The sequence below is a fragment of the Pseudomonas sp. LB1P83 genome, from assembly GCF_054897885.1.
The window spans coordinates 4,693,810-4,709,349 of record NZ_CM142709.1; the positions used below are offsets into that span (position 1 = coordinate 4,693,810).

Here is a 15,540-nt window from a genome sequence, read left to right on the forward strand (position 1 = left end):
GCGCCTTTGCGGTCAGCCTTACTCAGCCTTTGGCGTTTCGCGCAGACGAATGTGCAGCTCGCGCAATGCCTTGGCATCTACAACACCCGGGGCTTGCGTCATCACGTCGGCAGCACTCTGGGTTTTCGGGAAGGCGATCACTTCACGGATCGACTGGGCACCGGTCATCAGCATGACCAGACGGTCCAGACCGAAGGCCAAACCACCGTGCGGCGGCGCGCCGTATTTCAGGGCGTCGAGCAGGAAGCCGAATTTCTCTTCCTGTTCTGCTTCATTGATACCCAACAGACGGAACACCGTCTGCTGCATTTCCTTGCGGTGGATACGGATCGAACCGCCACCCAGCTCGGTGCCGTTCAAAACCATGTCGTAGGCACGGGACAAAGCGGTCGCCGGGTTGGCTTCCAGTTCTTCCGGAGTGCACTTCGGCGCGGTGAACGGGTGGTGCAAGGCGCTGAAGCTGCCGTCGTCGTTCTCTTCGAACATCGGGAAGTCGACGACCCACATTGGCGCCCACTTGCAGGTCAGCAAGTCCAGGTCGTTACCGACCTTGATCCGCAGTGCACCCAGGGCTTCGCTGACGATCTTGGCTTTGTCGGCACCGAAGAACACGATGTCGCCGTCAACCGCGCCAACGCGATCGAGGATCACGTTGAGGTTGGCTTCAGGGATGTTCTTGACGATCGGCGACTGCAGGCCTTCAACGCCTTTGGCGCGCTCGTTGACCTTGATGTACGCCAGGCCCTTGGCACCGTAGATGCCGACGAACTTGGTGTAGTCGTCGATCTGCTTGCGCGGCATGCTCGCCGCACCGGGTACGCGCAAGGCAGCGACACGGCATTTCGGATCGTTGGCCGGGCCGCTGAAGACCTTGAAGTCGACTTCTTTCAACTGGTCGGCAACGTCCACCAGTTCCAGCGGGTTACGCAGGTCTGGCTTGTCGGAACCGTAACGACGCATGGCCTCTTCGAAGGTCATGTGCGGGAACTCACCGAATTCCAGATCCAGCACTTCCTTGAACAGGTTGCGGATCATGCCTTCGGTAAGGCCCATGATGTCTTTTTCATCGAGGAAGCTGGTTTCGATGTCGATCTGGGTGAATTCAGGCTGACGGTCGGCACGCAGGTCTTCGTCGCGGAAGCACTTGGCGATCTGGTAGTAACGGTCGAAGCCGGCCACCATCAGCAGTTGCTTGAACAGCTGCGGCGATTGCGGCAAGGCGAAGAACGAACCGGCGTGAGTACGGCTCGGTACCAGATAATCACGTGCGCCTTCAGGCGTAGCACGGGTCAGGATCGGCGTCTCGACGTCGAGGAAGCCGTTCTCGTCCAGGTAGCGACGGATGCTGGTGGTCATGCGCGAACGCAGACGCAGCTTCTCGGCCATTTCCGGGCGACGCAGATCAAGGAAGCGATAACGCAGGCGGGTTTCTTCGCCGACGTCGGAGTACTCGTTCAACGGGAACGGCGGGGTTTCCGATTCGTTCAGCACTTCCAGCTCGTAGCCCAGGACTTCGATCATGCCCGACGCCATGTTGGCGTTGGTGGCACCCGCCGGACGCAGGCGAACCTTGCCGGTGATCTTCACGACGTATTCGCTGCGCACGCGATCGGCGGCGGCGAAGCTCTCGGCGCGGTCCGGGTCGAACACCACCTGGGCCAGACCATCACGATCACGGATATCGAGGAAAATCACCCCACCGTGGTCACGGCGACGGTGAACCCATCCGCAAAGGGTAATTTCCTGGCCTTCCAGGGCTTCGTTCAGTTGGCCGCAATAATGGCTGCGCATCATGGTAGTGGTTTCACTTCTCGTAATTCGAAATTCGGTTGGAGGCCTTGCGGATGTTGCAAGAGCTCGCGCGTAGTCGTTCAACTCAGGTTCCAGACCCTAGTCAGCTTTGTCGCCGCCGGCCAGATTTTTCTTGGAACCGGTCTTGAAATCGGTTTCGTACCAGCCGGTGCCGCTCAGGCGGAAGCCCGGCATGGACAGCATCTTTTTAAGCTCTGGCGCCTGGCAGGCAGGGCAGTCGACCAGCGGTGCTGCGCTGATCTTTTGAATGGCTTCCAACTGATGACCACAGGAAGCACATTGATAGTCGTACATCGGCATGGGGGTTGTCTCGGCGATCAGGTTGCTACCGCACACGCTGGGTTTTGCGGCAAAGAGCGGGATTATATCCATTAAATGCGGCCTGTGCAGCCGTAAGACTGCACAGACCGACACTCTGCCCGATCCACCGCTGTGGCTAGGGCATTGCGGCGCAGCTACCTTCTTTCAGGCTGTGCACGACGCAGACAACCCGCACCAGCCCGGTGAAGTTCTTGACCCCGCCATGGCGCAAATGCACTTCGCGATCCACATGGGACAGCAGCGCGCTGACCGTACAGCAATTGACCTTGGCCATATCGCCCAAAATATCCCAGTACACCTGCTCAAGCCGCAAGCAGGTGGCAAAGCCATTCAACCGTACCGACCGGGATAGAGGCTGGGCCAGCCCCATATCAAACTCACTGACAAATGGATCAATCCTTATCTCCTTGACCGGACCGACCCGCCCCTCGCTTCGCCTGTCTTCGTAATCCATATCGTTGACACTCCTTTGCCATCCTTGCCTTCCGTAAGAGCAATATCCGTTGCCTTATAAAAGCGCAGGCGCAAAGGTATATCCAGATGACTTTATGACCATCGACGTAGGATAAGCCAACAACTGAAGGGCGATCATGGAGACCGTCCTAGGCCGGCCATTTTCCTACATAACCAGACGAGTTTTAACGAGCGCAAAAGCGATTTGAAGAAGTAAAAGACCGCGAATAACACCCGACGGGCATTATTCGCGCGCCGACGATATTACTGATCCAGCAGGGACCGCAGCATCCACGCGGTTTTTTCGTGGACTTGCATGCGCTGGGTCAACAGGTCAGCCGTGGGCTCGTCGCTGACTTTTTCCAGCAGCGGGAAGATCCCGCGCGCCGTACGTGTTACCGCCTCTTGCCCCTCGACAAGCTGCTTGATCATGTCTTCGGCGCTGGGCACGCCGGCTTCTTCCTTTATAGAGGACAGCCGCGCATAAATTGAATAGGCGCCTGGCGCAGGAAACCCGAGGGCGCGAATGCGCTCGGCAATCGAATCGACGGCCAGGGCCAACTCGTTATATTGCTCCTCGAACATCAGGTGCAGGGTCCGAAACATGGGACCGGTGACATTCCAATGGAAGTTATGGGTTTTCAAATACAGCACATAAGTGTCCGACAGCAGACGCGAAAGCCCGTCGACGATGGACTTGCGGTCCTCTTCACTGATACCGATATCGATTGCCATGTTTATCCCCTAAAGGTGATGAGTTCATCCAACAGGTGCAGGACCACTCTAGCAAGCCTGCCACCCCCTCGCAGCCCGGGATTGCACAATCGCCTGCGGCAAATCGCCCCGCGAAGCACCGCCGGACTGCCTGATTTGAGTAGCTGCAGGCTTTGCTGTTAAATAGGCAGTGTGTCGCGACCACCTATTTTCCGGGGGCTGCGCATAGGCTGGTACCGGGTACGTGTCCAACGCCTCTTATTGTTCTGAAGCGAACCGTGCTCCATCAGCTCTTCCTTGTGATCCGTCTTAACGTGAGTTAATCAAAATGTTGAAAATCGTCCACCTGCTAATGGGCGCAGCAGCCCTGCTGCTGTCCTTCATCCCTAGCCTGCGATCCGAAGCAGTACCTTACCTGCAACAACCCGATGCGCTGTACCTGGCCTTTTTCGGCCTGCTCAACCTCACCCTTGCTCCCGTTATCCCTTACTGGAACAAAGGCCCACGTCATCAACTGCAAAACCTGGTCAGCGCCTTACTGGTCCTGGCCGTTGTCCTGCAAACCCTGACGTTGCTCGCGCCAATGCCTGTCATTGCCGGTCAACCTGCCGTGCTGTTCAGCCTGGTAGCTGCCCTGATCGCCGTTCTTCTGCACCTGGCTATCAGCTTCTACAAATCTTCACCGGCTGCCGCCTCGCCAAGCTACGACATGAGCAACCGCGATACCGGCACCGTCAAGTGGTTCAACACATCCAAAGGCTTCGGCTTTATTTCCCGTGATTCCGGCGATGATATTTTCGTGCATTTCCGGGCCATTCGTGGCGAAGGTCACCGTGTTCTGGTCGAAGGCCAGCGCGTGGAGTTCTCTGTCATGAATCGTGACAAAGGGCTGCAAGCCGAAGACGTGATCGCCGCATTGCCGCGTCGCTGATTCAAGGCTAAAAAAAACCGCGAGCAGCTGAGCTGCTCGCGGTTTTTTTATGCCTGCAGTTTCAATAATGCGGCGGTGGCGCTTCTTCCTCGAAGGTTTCGAACTGGCCAGCCATTTCTTCCTGACGCTTGAGCAATGCGGCCATTTGCAGCTGCAGGCGCTCTACGGCACGCTGCTGCGTCGCCAGCACATCGCTCAACGACTGGATGGTGTCATCCTGAAACGCCAGTTGGCTCTCCAGATCGGTAACGCGATCTTCCAGGCTCATGATTCAACCCTCCAGAAACGTGAAGTCTTCGGTCAATACCAGACGCAGGCGCTCGCGAATGGCCGCGACCTGCTCTGCACTGTAAGGCACGGCCGGGAGTTTGCCCCAGACCGGGGCTGGCCAGGCCGCGTCCTCGCGTTTGCGCACAATGACATGCATGTGCAACTGACTGACGACATTACCCAGCGCCGCGACATTCATCTTGTCGGCGTCGAACGAATCCTTGAGCAACTGCGCCAGCGCGGTCGTTTCCTGCCACAGCTGCTGTTGATCTGCGACACCCAACTGAAATATCTCGCTGATATCGTTGCGGCGTGGCACCAGGATGAACCAGGGGTAGTTCGAATCATTGGATAACAGCAGCCGGCACAGCGGGAAATCCCCGATCGGTAGCGTGTCTTGTTGAAGTCGTGGATCTAAAGCGAACACTCTGCGCACTCCCGCCTGGTCATCATTTTTCAGCTTAGCGCCCATCCAGAAAGGCTGCGCACCAAGCGACAGGACGGCAGCATACCCGTGATCACCGCTGGCATCACGCTGAACGGATGCCCCGAGATGGGCCGTTTTCGGTCGAGACGCACCAACACAGAACCGAAGATCGCAACCGCAAAGGCGAAATGACTGATATCCAATGAATAGTTCCATTCGTCGTTACGAGCGCACTGTGTGATTTCAGCACAGTGATTAAAATTTTTTGCACCAAAACCGCACAGTGCGTCTACGCTGAGTGCGTCAGCATCCGTGAATTACTCACCGAAGGGGTGAACCGGTAACATTTTTGGTTGTCATGCGATCGATTTCACGGTTACAACACCATGCAATGCACGGCGTCAAGCGCACAAAAAACGCGCTTGAAGCCCCCGGTTTTATGAGGTTTTTACAGCGACAAGCAGGCTTTCAGAAAAAAACAGGAGCAAAATTCCGGTTTGTGCACGCTTGTTGCATTCACTCCCACATCGCCCTGGAAGCCTCCGCTGGAAGTGGAAGCCCCAAGGCAAATAAAAACAGTGGCAGGGTTGCCCAATGGAGATTCAAACGTTTCACCAGGGACTCTTTTTACCGATGCACAAGCCTTGGAAAACAACACTAAAGTTGCCAATCCGCTTGCGTCGAGGCTTTAAATTTGCGACATCTACCCAGCTGTTTGCGACAGGGTCGTAAAGAAGCTGCAAGGTTAGATACGCAAGTATCGCCAACATGGTCGGCGTGATATAACTTTGCGCCGACACAAAAAGAAAGAGCCGCCCAGATAATAAAACAGGTGGGACGGCAGTACTCTTCTAAAAACCAAAGGAGCAAATCACGATGCGCGTGATGAAGTGGAGCATGATCGCACTGGCAGTTGCAGCAGCAGCCGGTACTCAAGTGGCTATGGCCGCACCTTTCGTAAGTGACCAGGCTGAAGCCAAAGGTTTTGTTGAAGACAGCTCGTTGAACTTGCTGGTTCGCAACTACTACTTCAACCGTGACAACAAAGACGGCGGCCGCGACGTCAAAGACTGGACTCAAGGTCTTTGGGGCACCTACAACTCCGGTTACACCCAAGGCACTGTTGGTGTTGGCGTTGATGCATTCGGTTACCTGGCCATCAAACTGGATGGCGGCGATGGCACTTCCGGTTCGGGTAACATGAGCCGTAGCGACACTGTCAACGCCAACGGTGGCCGCGACGTCAACGACAGCCAGGGTAAAGCCGGCGCTGCCGTTAAGTTCCGCATCTCCAAAACCGAGCTGAAATTCGGCGACATGTCGCCAAGCACTGCTCCAGTGTTTGCTGTTGGCGGTTCCCGTATCCTTCCTCAAGTTGCCAGCGGTTTCCAACTGCAGAGCAGCGAAGTCAAAGACCTTGACCTCGAAGCCGGTCACTTCTACTCGGGTTCCAGCCAGGACAAAAACGCCCGTGACGGCGACCTGTGGGCAAACTATGCCGGCGTGAAAGCCGACAGCATGGACTATTTCGGTGGCAAGTACGGCATCACCGACAACCTGAGCGCATCGCTGTATGGCGCCAAGCTGGAAGATATCTGGAACCAGTACTACGCCAACGTGAACCTCACCACTCCGTTTGGTGGTGACACGTCGCTGAACACCGATTTCAACATCTACCGCACCACCGACACCGGTGACGCGAAAGCCGGTGACATCAGCAACACCGCGTTCTCGCTGGCTACTGCTCTCTCGTTCCTGAAAGCACACACCATCACCCTGGCCTTCCAAAAGGTTAATGGCGATACCCCGTTCGACTACGTCGGTATCGGCAAGAACAACCGCGGCGGCGACTCGATCTTCCTCGCCAACTCCATCCAGTACTCTGACTTCAACGCCCCTGGCGAGAAGTCTGCCCAGGTTCGTTACGATCTGAAAATGGCTGAGTACGGCGTTCCTGGTCTGAGCTTCATGACCCGTTATGTGAAAGGTTGGGACATCGACGGTACCAAAACTCCAGCAGGCAGCGCTTACACCGGCCTGTACGGTGCAGATGGCAAACACAACGAAACCAACTTCGAAGCCAAGTACGTTGTTCAGTCTGGCCCGGCAAAAGATCTGTCCGTGCGCTTCCGTCAAGCTTGGCACTTTGCTAACGCCGACGAAGGTGAAGGCGACGTGAAAGAGTTCCGCGTGATCGTCGACTACCCACTGTCGATTTTGTAATCGCATCCAGTTAGTTTGCGGTAACAAATAAAAAGGCCCATCTTCGGATGGGCCTTTTTTTTTAACCGCGTTGCGCAAGACGTTAATGATTAGCTTGCTACCCAATAAGCCTGACCGTTAAGTCAGACCTTGGTAACGACACACCTCAATTCACTGCTGCTTCCTGAACCACACGAATAACTCGCTGCGGGAACGGAATATCGATACCGGCCGTTTTCAAACGATCACGGGATTGTTCATTGAACATGAACATCACATCCCAGTAATCCGCCGTTTTCACCCACACTCGCAGAGAAACAGTGATCGAACTATCGCCCAACGTCGAAATCACTGCCTGAGGTGCCGGTTCAGCCAAAATACGCTCGTCTTTGGCCAATTCCAGCAACACTTCACGGGCTTTCTGCAAGTCCGCTTCGTAATCCACACCCACATCAAACACAACTTTTCGGGTTGGCTGACGATTTGTATTGGTAATGATACCGTTCGACAGATTGCCGTTAGGCACGATGATGGTTTTGTTATCGCCGGTACGCAGTACGGTGTGGAAGATCTGGATGCTGTCGACAGTACCCGCAACACCTTGAGCTTCGATCCAGTCACCAATACGGAACGGACGGAACAACAAAATCAATACGCCGCCAGCGAAGTTTGCCAGGCTGCCCTGCAAGGCCAGACCGATGGCCAGACCCGCCGCACCGATGGCAGCAACGAACGAGGTGGTTTCCACACCGATCATCGAGGCCACGCTGACGATCAGCAAAACCTTGAGAATAATATTCGCCAGGCTGCTGATGAAACCTTGCAGCGCGAGGTCGGCGTTACGCAGTGCCAGCAAACCGCCGAGCTTTTGCGTGACCTTGTTGATCAGCCACCAGCCGATGCCGAGGGTGATCACCGCCAGCAACACGCGGCTGCCGTATTCCATGATCATTGGGATCCAGGCTTGAGACGCCTTGACCAGATTGTCTACTTCAGCATTCAAATCCATGTTTTTTCTCCTGATTCCCGGCTTCCCGGCACGCGAAAAAATGAGCGGCAGAAAGACCAAACCCATATGGGTTCAATCGTTTCTGCCGTCGCTTGGGCCTCGGACGCCGAAAACGTCGAGAGGTTCCCGTATCAGTCGCGGAAGTTGTTGAACTGCAGCGGCATGTCGAAGGTCTTGGCGCGCAGGGCCGCGATGGCTTCCTGCAAATCGTCACGCTTCTTGCCGGTGATGCGCACTTGCTCGCCCTGAATGGAAGCCTGGACCTTGAGCTTGGCGTCCTTGACGTGAGCAACGATTTTCTTCGCCAGCTCTTTGTCGATGCCTTCCTTGAGGACGGCTTCCTGCTTCATCAGCTTGCCCGACGCGTAGGCATCCTTGACCTCAAGGCACTGCACGTCGATCTTGCGCTTGACCAGGGACAGCTTGAGGATCTCGATCATCGCTTCCAGCTGGAAGTCCGCTTCGGCGGTCAGGTTGACGGTCAGGTCCTTTTCCTTGAACTCAAAGGTGCCCTTGCCTTTCAGGTCATAACGACGATCGAGTTCCTTGACGGCGTTCTCGACCGCGTTGGTGACTTCGTGTTTGTCCAGTTCGGATACCACGTCGAACGACGGCATGTAATCTCTCCAATAAAAGGCGCGCTCGATAGCGATGGCGCGCGCTTGGCTTGCGGTTAAAATCGGGCTCATTATAACGGGTCTTTTCCAACCGATACTGCGAGCCTCACATGCCTGCGCCAAACCGAGCAAAAAGCTGATGTCCACCACCTGGCATGTATTGGGCGCCGGCAGCCTCGGCACGTTGTGGGCCACCCGCCTGGCGCGGGCCGGGGTGCCGGTCAAATTGATCGTGCGCGACGAACAGCGCTTGCAGGCGTATCAAGCGTCAGGCGGGCTGACGCTGGTGGAGCACGGCGTAGCCAATACCTATGAGATCCCCGGTGAAACACCGAACAGCAGCGAGCCGATCCATCGTCTGCTGGTGGCCTGCAAAGCCTACGATGCCGAAAAGGCCGTCGCCCAACTGGCGCCACGTCTGACGCCTGATGCCGAACTGATCCTGTTGCAAAACGGTCTGGGCAGTCAGGACGCTGTCGCCGCGCAGGTTCCCCAGGCGCGTTGCGTATTCGCCTCCAGCACCGAAGGCGCGTTTCGCGATGGCGACTGGCGTGTGGTGTTCGCCGGTCACGGCTACACCTGGCTGGGGGATGCGGGCCATCCGGTGGCGCCGATCTGGCTGGACGACTTGAATGCGGCCGGTATTCCTCACGAGTGGAGCACCGAGATCCTGACAAGGCTGTGGCGAAAACTGGCGCTTAACTGTGCGATCAATCCGCTGACGGTGCTGCACGATTGCCGCAACGGCGGCCTACAGGCACATCATTGCGAAGTCGCCACCTTGTGCGATGAATTGACTGACTTGCTGGAACGTTGCGGCCAACCGGCAGCGGCCGAGGACCTGCAACAGGAAGTCGAACGGGTGATCCATGCCACGGCGGCCAACTACTCCTCGATGCACCAGGACGTCGCGAGCCAGCGCCGAACCGAAATCAGCTACCTGTTGGGCTATGTCTGCAAAGTGGCCTCGCGGCACCGGCTGAACCTGCCCCATCTCAATCAGCTTGAATCGAGGTTGATCGCCCATCTTCACAGCCTTGGATTGCCCAGCGACTGAGCAGCGGCTACGCTGGCCACTTGTTCCTTTTCAGCGATGAACCTGATGCCACTGCGCCAGCGTCTCGAAAACCTCCCCGTCGGCCAGAAACTGCTGGCCGCCCTACTCGTGCTGTTGATCACCATCCTGCTGGTCGCCAACCTGACCTTTATCAGCGCCGCGTATTACATCTCCCAGGAAAGCATGGCGCCTCAGGCCTTGCAGACCATCGGCCGACTCGTTTCCAATCCGAGCCTGGTGGCCGACGCATTGACGTCGCCGCAAAGCGCCGAACGCCTGCTCAACGAACTCAACAGTTATTCACCGCTGCGAGCGGCCGCCCTGTATGACGGCAAGGGTGAGCGCCTGGCGCAATTGCAGCATGGCGAAAAGCTGCACCTGCCTGATCGCTATCGGCACATCGAATCCTGGCAGGCCACCGAGTTTCGCAGCAACCAGGTGATCACCCTGCCCCGCCCCGGCACCGCACCGGGGCATTTGTTGTTGGTGGCCAGCAGCGAATTGCCGGTGGCGTTCTACACCGGGACCCTGACCGCCAGTTTGGGCATTCTGATCTTCAGTGTGCTGTTGTGGCTGGTGATCGCCCGGCAGATCAAACGCCTGATTACCCGGCCGATCCATCAGCTCGAAGAGCTGTCCCGGCAAGTGACCCGCGAAGAGAACTACGCCCTGCGCGCCTCCCGTGGCAACCACGATGAAATCGGCAGCCTCGCCGAGGCATTCAACACCATGCTTTCGCGGATCGAAGCCCGGGAACAGCAGCTCAAACGTGCCCGCGATGACTCCCAGGCCGCTTACGATCAGGCGCAAGGCCTGGCCGAAGAAACCCGCCACACCAATCGCAAACTGGAACTCGAAGTTCAGGTGCGCAGCAAGATCGAGAAGAAACTCACCGGTTTCCAGAATTACCTCAACAGCATCATCGACTCCATGCCGTCGGCGCTGATCGCCCTCGACGAGCAGCTCTACGTGACTCAGTGGAATCAGGAAGCCAGCGCCCTGTCCGGCACCCGTCTGGACGAAGCCTTGAACCAGCCAATCTTCCTTGCCTTCGAGCCGCTGAAGCCGTTTCTGCCCCAGCTCAAGCAAACCGTCGAGCAGCACACAGTGGCGAAGATCGAGCGCGTCACCTGGTTCAAGGACGATGAACCCAAGCATTACGCGCTGACTTTCTACCCGCTGATGGGCGGGGCCGGTCGCGGTGTGGTGATCCGGATCGACGACATCACCCAGCGCCTGTCGCTGGAAGAAATGATGGTGCAGTCAGAAAAAATGCTCTCGGTCGGTGGCCTCGCTGCCGGCATGGCCCACGAAATCAACAACCCGTTGGGCGCGATCCTGCACAACGTACAGAACATTCGACGACGCCTGTCGCCCGACCTGCCGAAGAACCTCGAGCAGGCCGAACAAGCCGGCATTTCTCTGGAAACGGTCAACAAATACCTGCAAGCACGCGAAGTGCCGCAGCTGCTGGATGGCATCCAACAGGCTGGCGCCCGGGCGGCGAAGATTGTCACCCACATGCTCAGCTTCAGCCGCCGCAGCACCCGGCAAATGGCCCCGTGCGACCTGCCGGCGCTGATCGATCAAGCGGTGGAAATCGCCGGTAACGACTTCGATCTGGCCATCGGTTTCGACTTCAAGGGCCAGGCGATCATCCGTCAGTTCGACCCGGCATTGGGCCCGGTGCCCGGCACGGCCAACGAACTGGAACAAGTGCTGCTCAACTTGCTGAAAAACGCCGCACAGGCTATTCACCAACGTGAAGACGACAGCGAACCCGGGCGAATCATTCTGCGCACCCGGCTGAACCCGCCGTGGGCCGAAATCCAGGTCGAGGACAACGGCATCGGCATGAGCGAGAACGTGCGCAAACGCACCTTCGAGCCGTTTTTCACCACCAAGGAAATCGGTCAGGGCACAGGCCTTGGCTTGTCGGTTTCGTATTTCATCATCACCAATAACCACAAGGGGCAGATGGAGGTGCAATCGACATTGGGCCAAGGCACCTGTTTCACCTTGCGCCTGCCGCTGGCGGGCAGCACCGTCATCTCTCAAGAACTCAATCAGCTATCGAGGTAACCCATGGGCTTTCGCTTGTCGAAGATTTACACCCGCACCGGCGACAAAGGCGAAACCGGACTCGGCGATGGCCGCCGCGTGCCCAAGGACCACCCACGGATCGAGGCCATTGGCGAAGTCGATACCTTGAACAGCCAAGTGGGCGTGCTATTGGCCGGGCTGACGGCGGAAAGCGCTGCGTATCCGGGTTTGAATGAAGTGATTGAGGTTTTGGCGCCCTGCCAGCATCGGTTGTTCGATCTGGGTGGCGAGTTGGCGATGCCGGCGTATCAGGCTTTGAATGCAGCGGAAATCGAACGCCTGGAAGCGGCGATCGATGTGTGGAATGAAGAACTGGGGCCGTTGGAGAATTTCATTCTTCCGGGTGGTTCAGCGCTGATAGCGCAGGCCCATGTGTGCAGAAGCCTGGCGCGCAGCGCTGAGCGTCGCTGTCAGCATTTGAATGCGATTGAGCCGTTGGCCGGGGTTGGGTTGGCGTATATCAATCGGTTGTCGGATGTATTGTTTGTGGTGGCAAGGGTAATTGCCAAGCGCCAGGGGATTGCGGAGATTCTTTGGCAGCCGGCCGCTAAACCTCAGGAATAATCGGCGCCTGTCAGGCCGCCTTCGCGGGCAAGCCTCGCTCCTACGGAATCACTCGCGATCCAATGTAGGAGCGAGGCTTGCTCGCGAAGAGGCCAATGGCTACACCAAAGAATCAGGCCAGAACGCCCGAATCCCCGCCACACCCTGTGCCCCCGACTCCCAAGCCTTCTGCTGCTCAGCCGGGCCAACACCACCGAGCAAAAACACCGGTTTGCTAAAGCCTTCGATCAGCGCCGAAGCCTGCTCCCAACCCAACGGCAGCGCATCGGGGTGGGTCAGCGTCGGCTGCACCGGCGACAAGGTCACAAAATCCACCCCCATCTGCTCGGCCAGCGCCAGTTCTTCAGCGTTGTGGCAAGACGCCGCCAACCAGCGCGATGCCGGTAACGGTCGACCCGCTGCCGCGTATTTACGCAACTGCGCCGACGTGATGTGCCAGCCCGCGGACGGGAAGTCGCCCAACCACTCGAACGGCCCCTTGATCATCAACTGCGCCTTGCCGGCACACAGCCCCGCCGCATCCACGGCAAGATCACGGTATTTCGGATCATAGCCGTTGGGCGCACGCAGCTGGATCAACTTGATGCCGCCAGCGATGGCTTTCTGGATACCGCGCAGCAGCGCCGGCGTTTCCAGGTCTGCCGGGGTAATCAGGTATTCGGCAGGCAACCGAGCAGCCGCAACGATTGGCTGGTTGGCCGCCGGGAATTCGTAGCTCAGCAGATCGCGCTGAGCCACCCATTCCAAAGGCTGGCCTTCAGCGCCGTGGGGTTCGCCGGTAAAGGCCGAGACTTCCCAGACGTCCAGCAACACTTGCTTGTCCGGGTAATCGTGGCGGACTTTGATCAACGGTCGCGCAGCGCTGACCACAATACCCAGTTCTTCCTGGAGCTCGCGAGCCAGGGCGGTTTCGACGGATTCGTCGTCCTCGACCTTGCCCCCGGGGAATTCCCACAGGCCGCCCTGATGCTGGGTGTCGGCACGGCGTGCGATAAGGATCTTGCCACTGCTGTCACGGATAACGGCGGCGGCTACGTGTACTCGTTTCACTGCCCGATCTCCTCCAGACCTGCCTTCTGCCAGGCCTTGAACGACGGCCATTGGTAGAGGGTTTCGACATAGGCTTCGTCAACCGCCGGCAACTTCACCTGATAAGTGCGCAGGCGCACGGCAATCGGAGCGAAGAAGGCATCGGCGAGGGTCGCGCGGCCAAACAGGAACGGACCGGTTTCAGTAGCGGCCTCGCGGCACTCGGCCCACAACGCCAGCATGCGCTCGATGTCTGCCTGCACGTCAGGAGGCGTCGGCGTCAGCGGTGCATCGCGGCTCAGGTCGAACGGCATGTTGCCGCGCATGGCAAAGAACCCGGCGTGCATCTGCGCACAGGCCGAACGTGCCTGGGCACGAGCAGCAGTGTCTTTGGGCCACAGCCCGGCATCGGGGAATTGCTCGGCCAGGTATTCGGCAATCGCCAGGGAGTCGGCGATGGTGCCGTGTTCGGTTTTCAACAGCGGGACTTTGCCGGTCGGCGAGTGCTTGAGCAGACGTTCGCGGGTGTCTGGCTGATTCAGCTTGATCAGTTCTTCGGTGTAAGGGGCGCCAGTGAGGTCAAGGGCGAGCGCGCCACGCAGGGACCAGGAGGAAAGCAGTTTGTCGCCGATGATCAGGTGGAGGCTCATGTTCGGGACCTTTTGAGAAGGGAAGCAGGCCAGAATCTTTAGTGTTTGGTCGGCAGTCTTCGCGGGCAAGTCGGATCGCCGCATCGCTCGCTCCTACAGGTGGTGTGATCTGTAGGAGCGAGGCTTGCCCGCGAAGGCGATCTATCTTAGGTGCGGTACTCGGCGTTGATCTTCACGTATTCGTGGGACAGGTCGGTGGTCCAGATGGTTTCGCTGCAATCGCCGCGACCCAGTTCGATACGGATGGTGATCTCTTCCTGCTGCATCACCGCCGCGCCCAGGGCTTCGGTGTAGGTCGCGGCGCGAGCGCCACGGCTGGCGATGCAGACTTCGCCGAGGAATACGTCGATCTTGCTCACGTCCAGGTTCGGTACACCGGCACGGCCGACGGCGGCGAGGATACGGCCCCAGTTCGGATCGGAAGCGAACAGCGCGGTCTTGATCAGCGGCGAGTGCGCGACGGTGTAGCCGACATCCAGGCATTCCTGGTGAGTGCCGCCGCCGTTGACTTCGACAGTCACGAACTTGGTCGCGCCTTCGCCGTCACGCACGATGGCCTGGGCCACGTCCATGCACACTTCGAACACCGCTTGTTTCAGCTTGGCGAACAATTCACCGCTCGCGGAGGTGATTTCCGGCAGCGCAGCCTGACCGGTGGCGATCAGCATGCAGCAGTCGTTGGTCGACGTGTCGCCGTCGATGGTGATGCGGTTGAACGACTTGTTCGCGCCATCCAGCAGCAGGTTTTGCAGCACGTCGCGGGAGACTTTGGCGTCGGTGGCGATGTAGCCGAGCATGGTCGCCATGTTCGGGCGGATCATCCCCGCGCCTTTGCTGATGCCGGTAACGGTGATGGTCACACCGTCATGCTGGAACTGGCGGCTGGCACCTTTTGGCAAGGTATCGGTGGTCATGATGCCGGTGGCAGCAGCTTCCCAGTTGTTGACCGACAGATCATCTAGGGCAGCCTGCAAGGCGCCTTCGATTTTCTCGACCGGCAGCGGCTCGCCGATCACACCGGTGGAGTACGGCAGCACGAGGCTGGCATCAACGCCGGTCAATTCAGCCAGTTTCGCGCACGTGCGCTCGGCAGCGGCCAGACCAGGTTCGCCGGTGCCGGCGTTGGCATTGCCGGTGTTGGTCAGCAGGTAACGCACCGGGCCTTGCACGCGTTGTTTGGCCAGAATCACCGGAGCGGCGCAAAAGGCGTTCAGGGTGAACACGCCCGCAATCGTAGAGCCTTCGGCGCAGCGCATGACCACGACATCCTTGCGCCCCGGGCGCTTGATACCGGCCGAGGCAATACCGAGTTCAAAACCGGCAACCGGGTGCAACGTTGGCAAAGGACCAAGACCAACAGCCATGAATGCGCTCCTTAATA

16 protein-coding genes are annotated in these 15,540 nt (G+C 58.2%); 5 read left to right on the forward strand and 11 right to left on the reverse strand.

What is annotated here, in order from left to right; all coding sequences use genetic code 11:
• Positions 1-18: 18 nt before the first annotated feature.
• The 4 genes from aspS to ACYZTY_RS21585 form a co-directional block, all read right to left on the reverse strand.
• Positions 19-1,794 carry an aspartate--tRNA ligase gene (gene aspS, locus ACYZTY_RS21570; RefSeq protein WP_461955388.1) on the reverse strand — a complete coding sequence of 592 codons (1,776 nt, stop codon included), beginning with the start codon at positions 1,792-1,794 and terminating at the stop codon, positions 19-21.
• A gap of 96 nt (positions 1,795-1,890) precedes the next feature.
• Positions 1,891-2,112 (reverse strand): FmdB family zinc ribbon protein, encoded by a 222-nt coding sequence (locus ACYZTY_RS21575; RefSeq protein ID WP_010457489.1) that lies wholly within the window; start codon positions 2,110-2,112, stop codon positions 1,891-1,893.
• Between the two features lie 136 nt (positions 2,113-2,248).
• Complete coding sequence (locus ACYZTY_RS21580) at positions 2,249-2,587, reverse strand: ribbon-helix-helix domain-containing protein (RefSeq protein ID WP_461955389.1); 339 nt, start codon at positions 2,585-2,587, stop codon at positions 2,249-2,251.
• A gap of 263 nt (positions 2,588-2,850) precedes the next feature.
• Complete coding sequence (locus tag ACYZTY_RS21585) at positions 2,851-3,321, reverse strand: Dps family protein (RefSeq protein WP_461955390.1); 471 nt, start codon at positions 3,319-3,321, stop codon at positions 2,851-2,853.
• A 307-nt stretch (positions 3,322-3,628) separates the two neighbouring features.
• Here ACYZTY_RS21585 and ACYZTY_RS21590 point away from each other — a divergent pair, with 307 nt between their 5' ends.
• On the forward strand, positions 3,629-4,231 hold the full coding sequence (locus ACYZTY_RS21590) for a cold-shock protein (RefSeq protein WP_074879478.1): 603 nt from the start codon (positions 3,629-3,631) through the stop codon (positions 4,229-4,231).
• A gap of 61 nt (positions 4,232-4,292) precedes the next feature.
• Here ACYZTY_RS21590 and ACYZTY_RS21595 read toward each other — a convergent pair whose 3' ends face one another.
• Both ACYZTY_RS21595 and ACYZTY_RS21600 read right to left on the reverse strand, forming a co-directional pair.
• Complete coding sequence (locus tag ACYZTY_RS21595; RefSeq protein ID WP_010457497.1) at positions 4,293-4,499, reverse strand: SlyX family protein; 207 nt, start codon at positions 4,497-4,499, stop codon at positions 4,293-4,295.
• Between the two features lie 3 nt (positions 4,500-4,502).
• Complete coding sequence (locus tag ACYZTY_RS21600; protein WP_461959373.1) at positions 4,503-4,928, reverse strand: HIT domain-containing protein; 426 nt, start codon at positions 4,926-4,928, stop codon at positions 4,503-4,505.
• 876 nt (positions 4,929-5,804) lie between these two features.
• On the opposite strand from ACYZTY_RS21600, the gene ACYZTY_RS21605 reads away from it, so the two are divergent.
• Positions 5,805-7,151 carry an OprD family porin gene (locus ACYZTY_RS21605; protein WP_461955391.1) on the forward strand — a complete coding sequence of 449 codons (1,347 nt, stop codon included), beginning with the start codon at positions 5,805-5,807 and terminating at the stop codon, positions 7,149-7,151.
• Positions 7,152-7,296: 145 nt separating this feature from the next.
• On the opposite strand, the gene ACYZTY_RS21610 is transcribed toward ACYZTY_RS21605, so the two are convergent.
• Complete coding sequence (locus ACYZTY_RS21610; protein ID WP_461955392.1) at positions 7,297-8,139, reverse strand: mechanosensitive ion channel family protein; 843 nt, start codon at positions 8,137-8,139, stop codon at positions 7,297-7,299.
• Positions 8,140-8,270: 131 nt separating this feature from the next.
• Positions 8,271-8,756 (reverse strand): YajQ family cyclic di-GMP-binding protein, encoded by a 486-nt coding sequence (locus tag ACYZTY_RS21615; RefSeq protein ID WP_054045015.1) that lies wholly within the window; start codon positions 8,754-8,756, stop codon positions 8,271-8,273.
• A 139-nt stretch (positions 8,757-8,895) separates the two neighbouring features.
• Here ACYZTY_RS21615 and ACYZTY_RS21620 point away from each other — a divergent pair, with 139 nt between their 5' ends.
• From ACYZTY_RS21620 to ACYZTY_RS21630, 3 genes are read left to right on the forward strand one after another with little or no spacing between them, the layout of a single operon-like run.
• Positions 8,896-9,813 carry a putative 2-dehydropantoate 2-reductase gene (locus tag ACYZTY_RS21620; protein ID WP_461955393.1) on the forward strand — a complete coding sequence of 306 codons (918 nt, stop codon included), beginning with the start codon at positions 8,896-8,898 and terminating at the stop codon, positions 9,811-9,813.
• Between the two features lie 45 nt (positions 9,814-9,858).
• Positions 9,859-11,895 (forward strand): sensor histidine kinase, encoded by a 2,037-nt coding sequence (locus ACYZTY_RS21625; RefSeq protein ID WP_461955394.1) that lies wholly within the window; start codon positions 9,859-9,861, stop codon positions 11,893-11,895.
• 3 nt (positions 11,896-11,898) lie between these two features.
• Positions 11,899-12,480, forward strand: coding sequence for a cob(I)yrinic acid a,c-diamide adenosyltransferase (locus tag ACYZTY_RS21630; RefSeq protein WP_461955395.1), 582 nt, complete (start codon positions 11,899-11,901; stop codon positions 12,478-12,480).
• A 99-nt stretch (positions 12,481-12,579) separates the two neighbouring features.
• Here ACYZTY_RS21630 and ACYZTY_RS21635 read toward each other — a convergent pair whose 3' ends face one another.
• From ACYZTY_RS21635 to argJ, 3 genes are all read right to left on the reverse strand, one after another.
• Positions 12,580-13,530 carry a Nudix family hydrolase gene (locus ACYZTY_RS21635; protein ID WP_461955396.1) on the reverse strand — a complete coding sequence of 317 codons (951 nt, stop codon included), beginning with the start codon at positions 13,528-13,530 and terminating at the stop codon, positions 12,580-12,582.
• Positions 13,527-14,159, reverse strand: a complete 633-nt coding sequence (locus ACYZTY_RS21640) for a glutathione S-transferase family protein (protein WP_461955397.1) — start codon at positions 14,157-14,159, stop codon at positions 13,527-13,529. Before ACYZTY_RS21640 ends, ACYZTY_RS21635 begins: the two co-directional genes overlap by 4 nt.
• Before the next feature lie 146 nt (positions 14,160-14,305).
• Positions 14,306-15,523 (reverse strand): bifunctional glutamate N-acetyltransferase/amino-acid acetyltransferase ArgJ, encoded by a 1,218-nt coding sequence (argJ, locus tag ACYZTY_RS21645; RefSeq protein ID WP_461955398.1) that lies wholly within the window; start codon positions 15,521-15,523, stop codon positions 14,306-14,308.
• Positions 15,524-15,540 lie beyond the last annotated feature (17 nt).